Genomic DNA, 17,191 nt, shown 5'->3' on the forward strand with positions numbered 1-17,191 from the left:
GACCGGCTTCGCATTAGGTGGCCGTTTGAGGAATAGCCTCGCGCTCGTGCTCGTGCTCGTGACGTTGGCGAGATGGTCGCCATCCGACGCGGAAGCACGAGCGTTTGTTGCCGACACAGCGCGCCGGCTAGAAGTCTATGTCTATCACTCGGCGGCTACTGCGTTGGTATTCCGTCTCCTGCATCACTGGCTGACGGGCCTCGATGTCAGTGGCAGACGTCTTTTGTGCTGAGCCCAGCACCGCGCGGGTGTGGGCCGCGCCGGCGTGCGCCTCTGCCGTCTTGCGAGCTCTTCTGTTGTTGACTGTCGGTGGCAAGCCTTCCACCGCCGCCATCCGCCTCTGCGTCGACTGGGAGACGCCTCCTCGTTTGACTGCCTGGTCGACGGTGAGGTGCAGCCGGCTTTTGTCTCTTTGCTTGTCAAGGTCCGCGAGGTCTCGCATCTGGATGTAATCACGGATGTCCGGAATGGCTATACCAAATTTCTCGATAGTCGGCTTGGTGGCCTCCAGTTCAACAAGATAACCATCATCGTCCCACAACGCATGAAGCTTCGATGTGAACAGTTCATAACCCGAAATCGGCATGGACTTCCCATTGTGCGTGGCTTCGTACTCAGCAGCTCTTCTCCGAAGCTCTTCGCAGCTGAACTCTCTCTTATCAAAGCTGACGACTCCGCCCGGCGCCGTCGCGTTGGGAGAGAAAGGCTTAGCGAGTCGGCGAATTATGGCCTCCTCCGTAAGGTCCCACTCTGCATCACCCGCACGCATCGCGAAGTTGAACAGAAACAAGTGCTTTGGCACTGGCGGCACATCAGCCTCCGCCATTAAGCGATTCCGTGCTCGACGCATGTCCGCATTCAAGTTGTGCCTACTTATTGCAGTGAGAAGCGCCCGCATAAATTGCTCCAGCGTCAATGACGCTCCGGCAACTGCCGTTTTCAGCTTCTCGCGATTGCGCTTGCGCGCAGCATCTTTATCCGGACCCCTTCCCTTTACCGGTTCGCCATGGGTCGCGCCGATAAGGCCAGAGACTTCTTCCTGGAAATAGTCCATCATCTGTTCGACGTCGCCCTTCGCCTTTCCCTCTCCGGGCACCGCCATCAGGAGTCGCTGTCGCATCCCGCCGACAAGTGCACGCTGCACTTTTTCGGAAATGCCTGCGCCGCGGTCTACGAAAACCGAACTCGGACAACCGTAGACCATCCCGTCTAAGTAAGACACGCCCCATCGCGACAGTTCGTCTTCTTTGTCCGTGCATGCACTGAAAACACATGCCAAATAGGAATCAGCGTCCTCGGGTCGGTAGGTCGCGTACCAGCCCAGAATCGCACGGCTCGAACGGTCAACTGCGAGCAGCACCGTGGGCTTCAATACATTGTTGATTCCAACAATGGAATCGCCGAAACGCAGGAAGCAGTCTGCCACAGTGCCGTCAATGTCCACTACATTGAGCTCGCCCTCCGCAATCTGTGCCGAATAGCCGCGCCCTTGCGGCGAAGCTCGAAGCCGAGCCAACTTCGCCTTCTCTTCGTGGAAGAGTGGTGTAACTTTTCTTACAGTGTTCCGCTCACTAGGCAACCTGCGAGGGTCCACGGCAAACACTTGCTTCTCGCCGTCGGAACCACGGTTGTGTCCCACCTGGCTCCGCAGAAAGCTTCGGGCAATGCCCGTAATGGTAGCTCCGGGAACGTGTGCTTCGCGCTTGACGTATTTCTTCAACCTTTCGTATAGGTACGTTGGAAATTGCATGCGCGAGAGACGTGTCGACGGGTCGACAATTTCCGAGAAGGTCTTACGGCCCGACTCAATGAGGGTGCCGTCTTCACGCCTCGCTCCCAGGCGAGGCGCATCCGGAGCACCTTTGTCCCAGTTGCGAGGTACTAGCGCGAACTCGTGCCCACCGTAAAAAAGGTAGTGCTCGTAATATTTGCGCACCGTTTTTGCTGTACAGCCGAACTTAGTCGCCGCATTGAGGACGGCCGTTGAATACACGCCCTTGTCCTTAAACGGACCATCCCCAAAGACTCGGATGATGTGGTCTACTACTTCCCGCTTTTCTTTTAGCTCCAGCTGGTCGTCTTCGTCTCTGGGCGAGAATTCCGACATACCTTGCGGTATGCCGCATTCGTCGACGCGCCAGGCAAGCTCTCGCGTTCTGAGGTCACGCATAGTCGCGACGGGAAGCGTCATCCTGTACTTTTTGGTATCGGGGTCACGATTAAGTCTAACGACACCGCTCTCGACCGAGCCCAACCGTACCAAGTAAACGCGCGTACTATCCTCCCCCAGATATCTGAGGAGCATGTGTGGCTGCTTTGGAACCGCCACATTAAGATTGGAAAATCTTGGGAACAATGCTATGGTCTTTACTTCGGATTCCATATTATTCATCATAGCTCTCAATTAAATTTAGGGGCGTTCGATTAAAAACTACGGACGAATAAAATTTAGAGGCTCCGAGGGCGCGTAAGGGCAGCGCACATCCCACTTGAGATGCCCTAGGAATAAGGCAACTGCCAGCATCCGGAAGGATTTTTCCGCATCCCACTTCCGCCGCTTTCCAACCATTTCAACGACGCGACGAGCGTTGCCCGTTGCCTTCGTTGCCAAAAGGTCATGGGCGAACAGTTCAGCGTCATCAACGAGGTTCTCTAACTCGGTGAGCTCCACATACTTCATATGTTCGAACATGCGCCGATAGCTGTTGTACTCAACGTCTGCGATGCTCAATTCGGTCATGACTTCGTGCGTCGCACACCATTCCGACAACCCCTTTTCCTCACGTTCATGTCTTGCTCGAACGCTGCGACGCCGACGGTGGGCCTCCGGCTTCGCCGAGACACCGTGATAAATGAGATAGGGGATGCCGGGTATCCTCAGGGTGAGCATGAAGTCGATTGTCGCGAGTTCATTTCGCGGGAAAAGACGTCCTTCCCGGCAGTAGGCGAGGAATGCTTCTCGATTCCACTGGGGGTATTGCGTTCGTATCTCAACGACAAAGGGACACATTTCAAAGAACGCCAGAAGGCGTGCCTCGAGACTTGAGTGACACGCAACCTGGCCGCCAGCCTTAAAACTAAAGTGATAGCCAGCGATGCCGACACGGCTATCGCTGGCTTTTTTCCAGCACTCGAACTTAGGGGCGCTCAACACACCGCGCGGGTCAGTCTCGGGCAACGTGAGTGGCCATTGAAGCACGGGCCATCCTGCGAGATGGCGGAGGTGGAATTCCTGGCCGACATGCGATTTGACCTCGATGTCGCCGTGGTCAAGTTCAATGTTCTTCGGAAGAACGATGCCCATCGACCACGGATGCCATTCCGTCTCCCGCAGCCCGCTCGCAATGACGATGCCCCGCAGCTTTTTGCCCCTGGCCCGCGAGAATGATAGGTGCGAGCAGTCACCATTCAATCTCTGTTTTTTTCTATCCATGCTTTGCCTCGACGTAAGCGGTCTGAAAACGCATTTCCCGAAAATCCTTCGTACGTTTCGCGGGCTGCCCATTTCGACTTTTCGTCGACCTTTCTTGCCAGCGACGTGACCAACTCGATTTGCCGTTTACTCCAAGTCTCGAAGTCATCGGCACATTGGTCCAGCAACGACTCAAGTTCAGCGGTTCCCATACCGCGCTTGTATGCCGACTCGCCGCCTGTCTCGCTCAGGAGAAATGCACGCGTGATGCGGCGCCCTGGGTCGTGACGAATGGTGTCCTCATAGCGCCGTAGTACCAACTCTCTCTTTCTCGCTTCTCGCCTCTGCTCTCGCGCGACGACGCTCGGCAACGCAGGCTTTCCTGTTTGCCGTGGCAAGTTTTTGTTGAGCCATTGTCGGTCGTAGTGCGTTGCGAAGAAGGTCAGCTTCTGCCCATCCGGCAAGTCGCGTATTTTGCTGCGCGTGAAGGTCGGTGACCGTGCCTGTTCGGCCAGAATTGCAGAGCGACAATGTTGGCGATAGCGCTTCATTTCGATGGCCCCAAACTGCTCGAACTGGCGCCGCCATCGCTCGAATTTATTATCCGGGTTCAAGCGTACACGCTTCGGCCGGGTTTGAACTTCCAAGTCATACCGTTTTGGGTTGACTTTGCGAGCGTTCACTTCATCGAGAAAGTCGTGCCACCCTCCGAATAGACTCCAAATAGCCGCGATATTCTGGACCGGATTGCTCAGAGGTCCCTCGGATGTCGGATGTCCTGTGGCCCGTACGAATGTATGCGCCGCGAAGCCGAGCAGTGGAGTCAGTTCGGTCCCCAGCCGAAATTCGAGTTGTTCTTGAGCCACGTGATGATAGTCTCGGCGGTCGAGCGCTTGAGCGATGCGCCGAACTTTCGCCCGAAGAACCGGCCCCGTGTTATCTGCAAACGCCGACGTATCAATACGGCCTTGAAGGATATCCTGCGCCATCTTTGCAATAACGACGGCCGCTTCAAGGCTGTCGTGATTCGTTACGACGCCGATAGGTTGAAGAGCGCCACCGCGCGGGCATTGTTCTCGTGGATGCCACGCTTTTCGCCCTCTGCGATGGCTTACGTCTCGACGGCGGCAAAGATTCATGAGCGGCTCCTCGTGCGTCGGACAGTAAAGTATTGATGGCATGAGGTGAACGCGATGCCAGATGGCAAAGCCGTGCTCCCTATAGTCGGACGCGATGCAGCTCAGACAGATTCCCAAGCGGCCGCGAAGAGCAATCTGGTGCTTGCCCACGTAGCCGACTGCCCCAGGTTCGCCCCCAAGTCTGTACTGTTTCAGCAATCCTTTCTTCTTCGATTCCGGAAGGAAGGCGCTGTTCAACCGATAGCGAGTGTGATTCATAACCAAGTTTTCCCAGTCCGGCAAACTACCAGGAAACAACTCCGCAATCCCTTCCACATTGGACGGATGTACGAAAGCGGGCCTATGCCCATCTTTGTCCAGCAACGCCATCACTCCATTATGGTTGTTAGCATCACTCAGTTCAGCCTGACGGACGAGAAATCCCGTGAAATCCTCTTCATCCCTGATTCCCGTTTCGTGAAACGAATTTACTGTGCCCATCTATTGTTTTTTCTGCTTCGTCCTGCCGACGAGCGCCCCAATTTTTAAGTGTTGTTTGCCGTAGATTCGCGGCACGTGCGGTTCGCCAGTCGTAGAGCCGAGCAGACGCCCCGTGGCGTATCGCCCAGTCCAATCGAGCGGCAATATAAGCGTCGCGGGTTTGCGAAAATCCCCGAAGCAAGGAATCGGACGCGGACGACTTCAATGCGTACTCGTTGATACCCAGGAGTTCGCGAAGCCGATAAACGCTACGACGCACGGGTGGGTCGTCAAGCAAATCAAGATGGGCCGCGGCGGCATTTACTGCACGAGCTAAGGCAGATAGTGCACTTGAGGGCCTCGGTGCATGTCCCGGCGCATGCATGGGCGCTGAGTGTCGAGTGTGGTGTTGAAGCCATTCACGCGCATTTCTGTGTAGTACCGCAAATGTCGCTGGTGCGATATGTCGGAGCTGAGTTTGCGTCGCTTTTGGGTGGTCTTGATGCAGCCTCAGCCAAAGAAGCTTCGCGTCATTGGTCGAATGCGTCACAAGGGTCCGATAATGAGACTCGACAAAAGGCATCGCAGCAAGCACGCGATAGACGGTATTCGTCGACATCTCCGTGGCGCATGCGACTTCCTGCGGACGCATACCAGACGCGAGACGCTGTCGGATTGTCGTAAGCGTCGCATCGTCCAACCTAGATGGGCGCGCATCGACAGGTATCCCTGAGCATCGGCAGACGATGGTCAGCCGGTGCGCGCTGGTGCCTAGCGCGTGGGCCGCTGAGACAACCGAGCCGTACAGCGACAGTGCTGCCTTCACCTGTGCCGCAGAAAGAGACCTTACTTCTCGGCGGCCGCGCAAGGGACTGCAAGGGCGTTGGCATTCGCAATGCTGCGCAAACCATGTGAGCAAAATGCACCACACTGCGTGGATTGCACGGCCTTCACGCGTCAGCGCGCGGAGCGCAGCCTCGATGTACTCGGGTGTCGAGACAAGGGCATCAAGGCGACAGTCGTCGAAGCGCTCACTATAGAACGACATGAACGTTGTGACCAATTCCGCCAGCCGAAGCCGGCCGCTATCCAGCAGCCAGTGCGCCTTTCGCAAGGCGTCAATCACTCCCGCCTTACTGTACGCACACGCCGACTGCACACCCGCGACGCAGACGTCGGAGTACATTGCGAACTGGATGGCATTACGCAGGTGCAACATCGAACGCGTGCAATGGCACTGAGCATCAAACAGATGTTCCCGTTTGGCGGAGGGCCGGAGCCAGCAAAAGTGGACCGGACACGCAGCTACGAACGGGGCGACATCGCGACGATGCGTGAAGGAGAATCCATATTGGTCGAGAGCGGCCTCTTCGCATTCTGGACACACAAGGAAAGCTGCTTCCGAAGGCGCAAGCAGAACCGGAAGCCGTGACGACCGAATCGGCCCCTTGCAAGACGTCCTCAGTCGTTCTTTGAGCGCGTTGTGCCGTTCCGGTGGCACGCCAAGCAGCTCATAGGCGAGCAGCGTGTGCTTCGCCTCAAGCTCGTCGCGGTCTCCAAACAGATATCCGACGCGAGCGTGGAATTCATCTAGGCGGCTCGGCATACCATCGAGAGCGGGACACCTCGCAAGCAACTGTCGGCTAATTTTGCGAAGCGTGCTATCGCCCGCGAGACGCGCGTTTCGACGAAGCAGCGAGTTCACGGTCTCGCCATCCGGGAAAGGCGTTATCAGCACCTGTGAAGAAAGCTGCTCAGACATGGCCTGCCCCCAATAGGGGCCCGGTTGAACGTGCCGCCAAAATCGAACCTGCGCCGAAAGGCAGGTGGTCGAGGTATTGCTTGACCGCGGAACGGGATATCGATGAGGGGTCGACGCCGTATGCCTTTATGGCAATACGGGCTGGCTCGCAGGTTCGCAATTGAGTTTCAAAAATTCCTGCGACTAATGCCTGCTTGGGGCCAGCGTTCCTCAACAACTCGGGCTCCCACGCAAGGTGTTCGTGGAGGGCGCGGAAGCCTGCCGCTAGCCAACCAACACGACCGTGACAGACGTCGAAGGTCCAGCGGGGCAAATGATGTGGCATCTCGAGTTGTGGCGAAAGCAGCCCTGCTTTCCAGAACCACAGGTTGAACTGGTACCAGAAATCCAGCTTGTCGAGGTCATCCGCGGTCACTTCATGTAGGCTACGGCCGCAGAGAATGGCCTCGATGTTGTCGGGGGGAACAGCCATCGCCGGAAATGCGAAAATCCGCCCGCGGAGAACAGCGTCGACGTCCGAATCCAACTGCTTCGCGCCGGCCATGAACACGTCGGTGCATGAAAGCAGAAGCGGGATGTTCGTGTGGCCCTGAAGCCGGCATAAATACTTCAGGATGTCGCGAACGTGTCCTTTAAGGCTCTGAGCATTGGCACCGTCAATGACAAACAGGCCCACGTTCAATAGAACCGATGCGGCAATGATTGCAGACTCGGCACTCTTTCCGCGCATTTTTCGGAATACAGCGGTGAGGCTCGCAGGGTCTTTGATTTCGGAAACGAACTTATCCCGAATCTGCTCGAGCAGTCCTTTCAGGGTTCCACAACTGGGCCACTGCAAAACAACAATTGGAAAGTACCAAACGAGCTTGATATCCGGCAACGCTGGTGACACCACACGAAACGGCGCTCCGAATATATTGCGCAGACGCTGTATGTAAGCCGTTCGGCCCGACTGGGAGCATCCAGTTATGACGAAATTCACGCCGGTGAGCGTATCGAGGTTTTCGCGGCTCGGAATAGGGCCCCGTCCTTGGACGGCTTCTTGGAACGAATAGAAATACCGGCGGTACCTCGGATTGTTAAGGCACTTGTCCCGCATGCAGTCGACATAGGCAGAGACGAGCGTGTACGTATATCTCGCGACGTCCTCGGTCGCGAGGTATCCCCTGTCAAAATGCGTCATTGCTCGAACCTTTGCTTCAGGCTCTGCCTTCCACAAGTCCTTGTCGTCCGGGACGAGCCGATTGCGCAGTCGCTTGACGACGGCTGTCTTACTCGGCGCATGTCTGAACTCGGGAAGCTCCGATGTTTGACCGACGTACGCATCGAGGCTCCCGGCGGGCTTGGATACCTGTCCGCGACGAAACACAGGCCAAGTCGGCATCTCGACAAGTTCCATCATGCGAACACCCCCACGTTGCTGACGAGAGCGTATAGAAATGGCGGTTCGGAGCGCTCGTCGAGGCTTACGTGCGTCGAGGCAACGGAGAGGCGAGCGGCACCATCCTCATATCCGCCAATGGCGGATGGTGATGCGGAACGGACTAGGGGACGCGGACGAAAAGCGACCATGCCGAATTGAATGACTGCCATAGGTTTCTCACTGCGTGAATAGGGACGGAAGAGCAAAGCGCCCCCCATCTGCCTTAAACATCTTGCGGGCAGGGGTTGACGCGGCAACCCATTTGTGAGAACCTACGCGCGCAAGTGCGGTGGATGCCTCATTTTTGGGTACGCCATCAGACGGCGGACAGGGTTGCAGCCCTGCCCGCCGTTTTTGTTTCGGAGCGGTGATTTTAGGGTCGACGGTAGGGCCGGGAACAGCCTCCTTACGAAAGTAAAAATGCGCAGTCGAACAACAAAATCAAAGTTAATTTTGTTGACAAATGCACATTACTCAGATAGTATATTTCGCAACGTGCGATAAATGCGGACGATATTACTCGATGCACTGTCCCGTTGCAAGTGCAGCTTGCCCTCTCTCGCCGTCGACCTTCATTTCACATAGAAAGCCTCTCGAAGCATTCCCGTTCCGGGGAAATCGTTGAGTGCACCAGTTCCATCCACTGCGCTCCATCCATTCGAGCCAAGACTGGGCCGTCTCGTCGCCTCCGACGAGAACATCCACGCCGATGTGCCTAGTACAATCTATTTCGGTTCGCGCGCGACATTTCGTGCTCTTTCATTGATGGTACTTGCGCTTTCATCCGGTCAAATTCGGCGATTTTTACTGTCATTTCTATTCTATGTCGTTTTTTCGCTGATGCAAGGAGGCTTGTGAGCGAAGCGGGAACACCTTGGCCCAACCTCGCTTCCCGCGTCGTGCGTGTTGCGCTCGCGCGGAAAGACTTCAGTTATGCACAATTATCAGAGGCTCTAAGCTCGGTTGGCGTCCGAGAAAGCGAGCGCTCCCTCGCCTCCCGCGTCTCCCGCGGCCGCATTAAACTCTGCCTGCTACTGCAGATTTTCTCGGTAACTGGCGCAAAGATGCCAGCTTTGTGGGCCGGCCCTCTGTCGATGCCGGGCACGTGGGAACAGCGTGCCAAAGCGGTTGTGGCCTCGGAACTGTCGAGGCAACCGAGGCTCACCCTAGAAGAACTGGCGCATAGGATGACCCGGCTTGGAGCGGAGTTGACTGAACACACTCTGGCTTCGCATCTTGCACAAGGAACCATCACCCTGCCGGAATTTCTCCAGTGCCTTGTTGCACTAGGCAGTTCGAGCCTTGAGCACTACGTGGACTACGAGGACCTCGCCGCCGCAGCCCAAGCGGCGCCAGCGCGACCGCTGGCATGAGCACGTTTAGCAATAATTCTTGCCATTCTGGCCAGCTTTACTAGAATAAAAATTGGCGATTTTTCTGTCCGTTTACTTCGAAAAGCCCCCGCCTACCGATTAGGTGGCGCGCCGGCCTTTGGTCTTTGCTTAACGCTGGCCGATACGGCCACGATTTGAACGTTCGCGACTGAGTGGCCCATCGCGGGTACCCATCGACACGCTCGCTCTGCCATCAGCCAGACGCAGGCAGCGTACGAAGAGTGAAAAACTATGACGTCTGCGCCGATGTCACACGGTCAATTTCTTCGGAGCATGGAAATGACGACTCCAGATGAGCGGACTAAAGCTGTTCGGGATACTAATGAGTTTCTTCGAACGCTCGCTTCCGTCGACCAAATCACAATTCCCGGCCTTATCCAGACAGTCGCCGTAGACCTTTTGCGGCACTACCCGCTGGACGTTGACCTCGAAGCATCTGCTTCGGCGCTGCCAAGCGTTTGGGCCCATCCACCTCCGGCATAGGTGTGGAATCGCGAAGCTCGGGTCCACACTGCGTAGCTTTCCCCGTCATTTGAACGCGGCGCGAAAATCTGCAAAACCCGCCGCGCACATCCGGAATTTCCAGCGCGAGTTGCGGGGCGGAGGCACCACAACATGCTGAAGGTAACTGTCGAAATCTGGCCGGGCGGACACGAAAATGGTCGCAGGTCGCTCGCGGCCGCAGATATCGGGCGAGTCATAAATGGTGCGCTTGCGGACTACCGGGTCGAACTGCACGAGGATGGGCAGGGTGGTATCGGAAGCGCAGGCTTGCTTGATTATCCACGCTACTCCACGACCGTGTGGGACCTCGTGGCTCGTGCGATTGCGGTGGCGTTGACGGGAAAAGAGGAACTGCCTCCACGTCCCCGGAAACTTGATGTTCCTGTACATGTAGCCGGTAATATTCCATATATTCGCCTCCGGGAGATACCGGAGCCGGCACGAAGCCTGTTTCAGAAACGCATCGCCTACTCGACTCGTCCGCTAATCGAAGAAGACCCGATGCCTATGGACTGTGCTTATTCATGGGACTGGTTCGATTTCCTGGCTGGCGACAGGTAATGCCAGCGACATTGACCAAGTGCTCCAACATGAAGTGGCTAACCCGATTCGCTTCATCGCAGAAGAACATCGACTGTGTTGCGAAGTGGTTCGGCGGGGCGATAGTGTTGCTCGGCGTGGTCCTCGTGCTCGTCATATTGGTCCCGAGGATTTTCAGATGAACGGAACCGTGGTGATTTCTTATGATTTCCAGAAGGCGCCGCGCCCGGGATTCTGCTCCGGCGCGGTACCCAAGACTTCCAACGTGGCAATCCTTTGACGCAAGCGCAACAGCTTACCAGGGGACCAACAGCATCCGGCAAACACGCGTTGGCGCGGCTCGAAGAGGCCTCACATTCGACATCGAGCATACAGTGGACTATGTCGCGATGCGACTCTTCCAAGGTGTACGACATGAGTTCGCTACCGTCACTTTTTACATCGGGATTTCTAAACAAGACGGCCCGCAGCCGCCTGCTTTGGAGTCCGCGGTTTGTTGACGTTGGCCTCGCTTGCGGCAGGGTGGCCTCGGAGACTGGAAATGAACGTCGCAGAAGCAGCCAAGTACCTCTTCGTAAGTCGCCCACACGTACGGCTATTGCTTGAACGCGGCAAGATAACCGGCATTCCCACAGAGAACGGAGACTATGCCATTGACGATGCATCTGTCGAGAAATACAAGAGCGATAGGAAGCGCGCCGCCAAAGAATATTTAGATTCGCAAACCGAAGACAAGGACCCTCTCGGCCTATAAGGCCGAACTCGCTCTGCGAATCCGACGTCCGAGCTGGTCGAGGCAACTATGAAATGGCTATTTCGGTTTGCATCTTCGCAGAAGAATGTCGATTTCGTGGTCGAGTGGGTCGGCCGGATAGCTCTGGTGCTCGGACTGATAGTTGGCTTCATCTTTGTCGTTGCAATCATCCGGAGATGACTTTCGTTCCGGCAGGGTGCGGGTGATGTTTATGAAGGAGTTCAGATGACAACCTATGACGAGGATGTCTGCGCGTGGGCATTTGAACAAGCCCGATTTCTGCGGGAACGTCGTTTCGACCTGCTGGACATCGAGCATCTTGCTGATGAGATTGAAGATATCGCGAAGGCGGAACTGGTTGAGCTAGCCAGACAGATGTCGGTCCTGTTCGCCCTTTTACTCAAGTGGAACCACCTGCCCGCCGAGCGCACCGACAGTCGTTCGGCAATGATTGAGGCGCGACGGCTGGATGTTGCCGATATTCTGGACGACTCACCGAGTCTGCGCGCCAAGGTTGATGAACCCCGAACGTTCCAGTTGATATGGGCAGACGCGCTCGCTCAGGCGACAGCCGAAAGCGGACACGATTGGTTTCCATCGGAATGTCCTTGGGCAATCGACGATGTTCTTTCTGAGGGCTGGTTGCCAGCCGACGCCTCGAAGCTTCGCCACGTGGACCTGAGGGCCTTGGCGCTCAACATCGATGCTACGTATATACGGGTTAGCGGCAAAAGTGGTGCCCGCATCCGCTACCAACGAATTAATTTTGGGCGCCCTACCCAAGGCCGTAAAGCTAAAGCGGGGGCGATAGTTTCGCGTATGGCACTGACGATTTGCATGCTCGCGCCGGATGTGGTGGATACGATTCTCACCATGCCATCTGGGCCACTCGGACGTTTGGTCAAAGCGAAGGTCCGTCGCGCACGAACACCGAAACACACCCGAGGATTGGTCAAGCGTCGTCCAGCAAGTACTATCTTTTGTATCCGGGACAGTCAGCGCTGATGGACCAATCCGCTTCAATATCGGATATCAACTCATTGCGAAACTTGCGATGTCGACGAAGGAGGCGAAGTGACCCAAGTCTTTGCATGGGGTTATGTTGCTTGGATGACGCAGCGGCCCTCAGGCTATTCGTTGTCGGGATACATCGACGGCCGGGAATTTGACATTGTCACGGACCTGCCGCAGGAGGCTGAGAGGGCATTCGCTCGCGCAGCACGTTCAGCGTGGTTGCACCGCAAACTGCGGGGCCTTCGGGGCCTACCCGCCCGGGAGTCTCCGCCCATGAATTCGCAAGATACCTACCATGAAGTCTCGCTCAGAATGGCTTTCGTGGCCGTCGTGACCGCGTTATGGAGCCGTGTATTCCGGTGACCGGCTGAGAAGCAATCAGATGAAAGTGCGCAAATTCAAGCGTGTGCGCGACTCTGTTACGCCCAGCCTTGGCTACCTGGCCGCATCTTCAACCAGATACTCGGCCTCTTTCTGGACGGGCACCCACTCGTGGCACAGATGCCGCACGGCCTCCTCGACGACTTCATAACTCAATTCACAGCTATCGATGTCCGTCACACCCATTTGAGCGAGGTCAGACGCCGCGGCTTCTCCGAAGGAAATTCTGAAGAACAAGGTATCCGACGCCATGCATGCGACCTCGCACGGGACGATATAGGGGCATCATTCTGCTCTCAGTGTTGCGCGATACATCATCATTTCGGACCGGAAAGAGCCAGCGCCGTGACCAATGCCCCTTGCCTTGATATCGGATGTGTTTGCTCAGAGCTATGGAATCGTGAAACACGCCTCTGCGCGCGTAGCCGTGCCGAAGTCTCAAATACCGAAAACACTGACTGCTTGCGTAGCGGCGAAGCGCAAGCAGCCACTGCCATCTGACCAGGGAAAACATGTCCTACGTCAAGATGCGAGGTGTGTGAGTAGGTCGTGGCTCGATACCTAAAATGACAGGGCTGCGCTGAGTTTAAACCCGTGACGATGCGTGCCTGCCTTTTACTTCGGCATCAGAACCTTATCGACCACCATGATGACGCCGTTGCTCTGCGTCACGTCGTAAGTTGATATGTCTGCGGTATGGCCGCCGGCATCCATAACTACGATGTTGTGCGGACCATTCTCAGTGAACGTCAGTGGCTCCCCATTGACCGTTTTCAGTTCCGCCTTGCCACCACCAGCCTTGATAGCCTCGTCGAGCTTGCGGAAGTCGTAGCGGCCCGGGATGACGTGGTACGTGAGGATGCTGGTCAGCATCGCCTTGTTTTCAGGCTTGACGAGCGTGTCGACCGTGCCAGCCGGCAATGCAGCAAACGCTTCGTTTGTTGGTGCGAACACGGTGAATGGCCCGGGGCTCTTCAACGTATCGACGAGACCAGCAGCTTTGACCGCAGCGACGAGCGTTGTGTGGTCAGCCGAGTTGGCCGCGTTGTCTACGATGTCCTTGCCCGGATACATGGCCTGGCCACCGACCATGACTGTGTCGCTGGCGGCGAAGGCGCCGGATACAGCTGCAGACAACGTGGCAGCTACGAACATGGTCTTGTAATTCATCATGTATTCCCCCTGAGTTACCACGCGTGATTGCGCGGTCTTGAGCTCATATACGGGGATTACTCGCGCCTGGATTCAAAAGCGGACTGCATCGCGACGATGTAGCCTGATGCGGTCCTTTTGAACGACGAGCTGCGGGATTGTGTTCTCCTACAATCGAAATGCACCACATGCCAGCATCGCCCACAGAAGTGCTACGGCACATAACGCTGAGCATCCCCCCTGCTGCAACCGTCGTGTTCGAGGCGGGAGGGGGCTGTCGCATGTCACCGTCGAAGTGCAACCTTCACGGGCTGTGACCTGCGTCATCGCAGTCAAGTCCCCGTGCATTGATGTGTGTGCTTTCAATGGCAAGACCCAACTGTGCGTCGGGTGTTTTCAAACGCTGGATGAAATTCGCGGGTGGAATAAGATGACCGACCACCGGCGCCATCAGGTGATTAACAGGCGCACGAGGCGACAGGCCAAAGTGCAGCATGAGCCCTTGGGGTTGCCGGGGGAGCCCTTGGGGTTGCCGGGGGAGCCCTCGTTTGCGGCGGTTTGAATCGAAGCCGCGGGGGCGGCCATCACCATTTCGCGGATAACACGGGGCCGCGATATCAAGCGTTGCACCTGTCTTGGACAAATTTGCGCGCCACTGGGTCTGTCCGAAGTTGGTCGGCATACCAAGCGAATTCAGCGGCGAAGGGCGATTGTTCGACAAGTGTCGCCATCTCATCCGCGTCCCAGACATAGAGGAAGAACGTTTGAAGCTGAAGTTCTCTATACGGACGTGCCCTATCTAAAAAATGCTCTAGCCCGCTTGCCACTTGGAGACAAAACGCTCGGAATGCATTGATTGCATCGATATCACGGGAGTCGCGTCCGACGTGAGACAGGCCATAGAGAATAGGGAATAGGTTGTCACTTTCAATAACGCTACCAGACATAATCGATTCTTCTGCCCGCTTGCGCCAAGAAGCAACGCAAGTTGACAAGATTTGTGCGTCATCGATGTGCATGGGGGAATTTTCAATCCTGTACCCTTCAACAAGCCGAATCTCCCCGTGGCGTGTGCCGGCAGTCACGAGAAAATCCAATCCGTACGTAAGAGGAACGCTGTTGACGAATTCGACGGCGATAGAGAATATCTGAGCCCCGCCCCGTTGGATGCAATTCGCGGCCAGGGTGGCGACGGCGCGACTAAATTCGCGCGTAGATGATGTGTGAAGTCCTTCCTCTGTGCACGACCGAATGAGCTCTCGGACGACTCCTGTGCAGTCGACGGATTTCGCAGTGTCGATATAGGCAGTCATGTGATTGACCATCTCAGTCGCTCTTGCATAATCCAGGTCGTTTAGCATGTCTCCAAGCTGACTAGGCTCAGCTAGCATTTCGTGGATATCTGCGACTTCCTGGACGCCGGTCACTGAGGTCAAAGTGAAGAATCGGATGAGCCGAGACAGTTCAGATATCCGGAGATGGCGACGTAGCGGCGAATTCGAACCGGTGCCGTTCGTAATTGGGAAGAGGAACTTGAGCGCAGCCGTCGCAACCGCCTTGTCAGCATTGTCTGGCGGCAAGTGCGCCTGCCACGCTGTTCGCCTCTCTTCTTTCGTGTTCGAAAAATACATTGACCAATCAGTGGAGCTGGCCTCTTCCTCCACTGACCAGAAGAACCCCGTGAACTGCTCGGGGTTCTGGACTACCGCGTCGCGGATTCCTGGAAATCGTTGGAAGAGCGCTTCGGCCACGATGACGTCTGACGCGTTGACTTCGTGGGTTGTGCTGGTCAGGCTAAGCGTGAGGCGATTCATGAGCCTCACGATATCCCGCGGATACCGACAGAGGCTGCACGTCAGCGTGGTGGCCCGCCCGCCCCAGCAGCTCGGATTCGAAGGGCTCGAGTTCGCGATGGATACGCTTCAGCAGGCTGGCAAGCTCGCCGGAAATGTGAGACTGCAACTGCCACGGAAATGCAGGTGAGATGGGGTACGCAACCTGCACGATTTTTTCGATGTAGGCGTTGCCCCCTGCGACCGGGCCACCGCCAAGACTTTCGCTAACTACGTTTCGGTCGTACGCGAGTAAATAAGCGACGCGTGGGAAGTCCGCGACTGCCTTGATTGTGCGGAACACTGCCTTGATTTCATCAGGCGTCAAGCGGTCAAGGTCGTCTACGATGACGACAATGCTGCGGTCAAGCTTGGCGAGCGCTTTGATAACCTCTCTTTTTCGTTCACTTAGCCCAGCTTTGATGGAGACGAGTTTTTCTGCTTCTTCGACCACCTTCTTGGCGTTATCTACCCCCTCGCCGGCCTTGGTAGCCAGTTTGCTGGCATCGTGAAGCGCGTTACCAACCGTACCTGCTGCGACTCCCACGAGACTTACACCGGGCACATACTTGAGATATTTCAGGTGGCGTAGTAATCCAGCGTATCCCAGTATCTTTCCCGCTGCCTCCAACGATTTCTTCGCACGCTTTTTGCCCGCGTCCATTCCGATGCCGGAAGCGAGTTCGGTCAAGAGGGCTTCAACCAGAGCGTCTGCCCCTGCGAGCATCCATGGGTTGAACTCGACAACGATTGGTGCCCCATCAGCCGCCGTCTTGAGCGACTCGACGATATAACGCACCACGGTTGTCTTGCCTGAACCCCATGGCCCTTCAATACCTATGACAACCCCAGGGCTCTTTGGCGGTAATACCAATAAGCTAGCGAGTTGCTCAGCAAAAGGCTTCCGACTGTAGAGGTCATTTGAAACTTGTGGTTGGTCATGCTGGAAAGCGGCAGATTGAGCGGCGGGCATTTGCGCAACTTCTCAGGAGAAGTTTGGTGTGAGGAAAGCATGATGCTATCGCCATTTCATCGCGAGAGGTATCTCCGACCGTTTGGACCGTTGTCGATTGAACTCGGACAGAACGCATGAGCCAAGAATCGACGTCCACTTTCCTGAAGTTCGTGAAGGTGGGCTAGCCGTATATTCCGGTGACCGACTAATCAGCGGGTGAACGCGGGTAAATTCAAGCACGCTCGCGACCGCTCACGCAGGTGGCGAACCCGGAAAGCAAGATGATGCTCACCGATGCGACCGTCGAAGCGGACGATTGGTGAGCTTCGAACGTTCCAGTTGATATGGGGAGACGCGCTCGCTCAGGCGACAACAGAAACCGGACGAGATTGGTTTACACCGAAATGTCCTTGGGAAATTGCGGATATTTTGGCTGACGGCTGGTTACCACCTTGAGTCGCCCCGTTTGC

16 protein-coding genes are annotated in these 17,191 nt (G+C 56.2%); 7 read left to right on the plus strand and 9 right to left on the minus strand.

Annotated elements, in window-relative coordinates; genetic code table 11:
- Positions 1-127: 127 nt before the first annotated feature.
- Genes BLQ92_RS29875 through BLQ92_RS41470 form a run of 4 tightly spaced genes read right to left on the minus strand, consistent with a single transcriptional unit; the run spans position 128 to position 5,941 of the window.
- Positions 128-2,383 (minus strand): hypothetical protein, encoded by a 2,256-nt coding sequence (locus BLQ92_RS29875; RefSeq protein WP_218133052.1) that lies wholly within the window; start codon positions 2,381-2,383, stop codon positions 128-130.
- A gap of 48 nt (positions 2,384-2,431) precedes the next feature.
- Positions 2,432-3,433 carry a PDDEXK family nuclease gene (locus BLQ92_RS29880; RefSeq protein ID WP_143016689.1) on the minus strand — a complete coding sequence of 334 codons (1,002 nt, stop codon included), beginning with the start codon at positions 3,431-3,433 and terminating at the stop codon, positions 2,432-2,434.
- A complete protein-coding gene (locus tag BLQ92_RS29885; RefSeq protein ID WP_143016690.1) occupies positions 3,409-5,031 on the minus strand; it encodes a TniQ family protein in 1,623 nt (540 codons plus the stop codon). The genes BLQ92_RS29880 and BLQ92_RS29885 overlap by 25 nt, the downstream gene beginning before the upstream one ends.
- Positions 4,988-5,941: a TnsD family Tn7-like transposition protein gene (locus BLQ92_RS41470; protein ID WP_425312525.1), complete on the minus strand. Its 954-nt coding sequence runs from the start codon at positions 5,939-5,941 to the stop codon at positions 4,988-4,990. The genes BLQ92_RS29885 and BLQ92_RS41470 overlap by 44 nt, the downstream gene beginning before the upstream one ends.
- Between BLQ92_RS41470 and BLQ92_RS40825 the strand changes: the two genes are divergently transcribed.
- Entirely contained in the window at positions 5,906-6,442 is a 537-nt protein-coding gene (locus tag BLQ92_RS40825; protein ID WP_244896682.1) for a hypothetical protein, read from the plus strand. The genes BLQ92_RS41470 and BLQ92_RS40825 overlap by 36 nt on opposite strands.
- Positions 6,443-6,764: 322 nt before the next feature.
- On the opposite strand, the gene BLQ92_RS29895 is transcribed toward BLQ92_RS40825, so the two are convergent.
- Positions 6,765-8,174 (minus strand): ATP-binding protein, encoded by a 1,410-nt coding sequence (locus BLQ92_RS29895; RefSeq protein WP_143016691.1) that lies wholly within the window; start codon positions 8,172-8,174, stop codon positions 6,765-6,767.
- Between the two features lie 875 nt (positions 8,175-9,049).
- Here BLQ92_RS29895 and BLQ92_RS41475 point away from each other — a divergent pair.
- From BLQ92_RS41475 to BLQ92_RS29920, 5 genes are all read left to right on the plus strand, one after another.
- Positions 9,050-9,568: a DUF6471 domain-containing protein gene (locus BLQ92_RS41475; protein ID WP_090690557.1), complete on the plus strand. Its 519-nt coding sequence runs from the start codon at positions 9,050-9,052 to the stop codon at positions 9,566-9,568.
- A gap of 300 nt (positions 9,569-9,868) precedes the next feature.
- A complete protein-coding gene (locus tag BLQ92_RS41265; protein ID WP_090690560.1) occupies positions 9,869-10,072 on the plus strand; it encodes a BPSL0761 family protein in 204 nt (67 codons plus the stop codon).
- A gap of 132 nt (positions 10,073-10,204) precedes the next feature.
- On the plus strand, positions 10,205-10,654 hold the full coding sequence (locus tag BLQ92_RS29910) for a hypothetical protein (RefSeq protein ID WP_090690562.1): 450 nt from the start codon (positions 10,205-10,207) through the stop codon (positions 10,652-10,654).
- Between the two features lie 520 nt (positions 10,655-11,174).
- The gene (locus tag BLQ92_RS29915; protein ID WP_090690564.1) at positions 11,175-11,387 is read left to right on the plus strand and encodes a MerR family transcriptional regulator; all 213 of its coding nucleotides are present in this window, start codon (positions 11,175-11,177) and stop codon (positions 11,385-11,387) included.
- A gap of 225 nt (positions 11,388-11,612) precedes the next feature.
- Positions 11,613-12,392, plus strand: a complete 780-nt coding sequence (locus BLQ92_RS29920) for a DUF29 domain-containing protein (protein WP_090690567.1) — start codon at positions 11,613-11,615, stop codon at positions 12,390-12,392.
- 444 nt (positions 12,393-12,836) lie between these two features.
- Here BLQ92_RS29920 and BLQ92_RS29930 read toward each other — a convergent pair whose 3' ends face one another.
- Both BLQ92_RS29930 and BLQ92_RS29935 read right to left on the minus strand, forming a co-directional pair.
- Positions 12,837-13,019: a hypothetical protein gene (locus tag BLQ92_RS29930; RefSeq protein WP_143016692.1), complete on the minus strand. Its 183-nt coding sequence runs from the start codon at positions 13,017-13,019 to the stop codon at positions 12,837-12,839.
- 378 nt (positions 13,020-13,397) lie between these two features.
- Complete coding sequence (locus tag BLQ92_RS29935; RefSeq protein WP_090690575.1) at positions 13,398-13,952, minus strand: fasciclin domain-containing protein; 555 nt, start codon at positions 13,950-13,952, stop codon at positions 13,398-13,400.
- Between the two features lie 307 nt (positions 13,953-14,259).
- Between BLQ92_RS29935 and BLQ92_RS29940 the strand changes: the two genes are divergently transcribed.
- Positions 14,260-14,496 (plus strand): DUF1289 domain-containing protein, encoded by a 237-nt coding sequence (locus BLQ92_RS29940; RefSeq protein WP_090690645.1) that lies wholly within the window; start codon positions 14,260-14,262, stop codon positions 14,494-14,496.
- Positions 14,497-14,551: 55 nt separating this feature from the next.
- Here the strand turns inward: BLQ92_RS29940 and BLQ92_RS29945 are convergent, their stop codons facing one another.
- Together BLQ92_RS29945 and BLQ92_RS29950 are read right to left on the minus strand one after the other, a co-directional pair.
- Positions 14,552-15,748 (minus strand): hypothetical protein, encoded by a 1,197-nt coding sequence (locus BLQ92_RS29945; RefSeq protein WP_090690580.1) that lies wholly within the window; start codon positions 15,746-15,748, stop codon positions 14,552-14,554.
- Positions 15,729-16,739 carry a KAP family P-loop NTPase fold protein gene (locus BLQ92_RS29950; protein ID WP_090690584.1) on the minus strand — a complete coding sequence of 337 codons (1,011 nt, stop codon included), beginning with the start codon at positions 16,737-16,739 and terminating at the stop codon, positions 15,729-15,731. Before BLQ92_RS29950 ends, BLQ92_RS29945 begins: the two co-directional genes overlap by 20 nt.
- Between the last annotated feature and the right edge of the window lie 452 nt (positions 16,740-17,191).

Source organism: Paraburkholderia phenazinium (assembly GCF_900100735.1).
Taxonomy (GTDB): domain Bacteria; phylum Pseudomonadota; class Gammaproteobacteria; order Burkholderiales; family Burkholderiaceae; genus Paraburkholderia; species Paraburkholderia phenazinia.

Excerpts from the sequence above, each read along its gene's own strand:
- BLQ92_RS29875 (WP_218133052.1), bottom strand. The coding sequence starts at position 2,383 with ATGGAATCCGAAGTAAAGACCATAGCATTGTTCCCAAGATTTTCCAAT.
- BLQ92_RS29880 (WP_143016689.1), bottom strand. The coding sequence starts at position 3,433 with ATGGATAGAAAAAAACAGAGATTGAATGGTGACTGCTCGCACCTATCA.
- BLQ92_RS29885 (WP_143016690.1), bottom strand. The coding sequence starts at position 5,031 with ATGGGCACAGTAAATTCGTTTCACGAAACGGGAATCAGGGATGAAGAG.
- BLQ92_RS40825 (WP_244896682.1), top strand. The coding sequence starts at position 5,906 with ATGCTGCGCAAACCATGTGAGCAAAATGCACCACACTGCGTGGATTGC.
- BLQ92_RS29895 (WP_143016691.1), bottom strand. The coding sequence starts at position 8,174 with ATGATGGAACTTGTCGAGATGCCGACTTGGCCTGTGTTTCGTCGCGGA.
- BLQ92_RS41265 (WP_090690560.1), top strand. The coding sequence starts at position 9,869 with ATGACGACTCCAGATGAGCGGACTAAAGCTGTTCGGGATACTAATGAG.
- BLQ92_RS29910 (WP_090690562.1), top strand. The coding sequence starts at position 10,205 with ATGCTGAAGGTAACTGTCGAAATCTGGCCGGGCGGACACGAAAATGGT.
- BLQ92_RS29915 (WP_090690564.1), top strand. The coding sequence starts at position 11,175 with ATGAACGTCGCAGAAGCAGCCAAGTACCTCTTCGTAAGTCGCCCACAC.
- BLQ92_RS29920 (WP_090690567.1), top strand. The coding sequence starts at position 11,613 with ATGACAACCTATGACGAGGATGTCTGCGCGTGGGCATTTGAACAAGCC.
- BLQ92_RS29935 (WP_090690575.1), bottom strand. The coding sequence starts at position 13,952 with ATGAATTACAAGACCATGTTCGTAGCTGCCACGTTGTCTGCAGCTGTA.
- BLQ92_RS29945 (WP_090690580.1), bottom strand. The coding sequence starts at position 15,748 with ATGAATCGCCTCACGCTTAGCCTGACCAGCACAACCCACGAAGTCAAC.
- BLQ92_RS29950 (WP_090690584.1), bottom strand. The coding sequence starts at position 16,739 with ATGCCCGCCGCTCAATCTGCCGCTTTCCAGCATGACCAACCACAAGTT.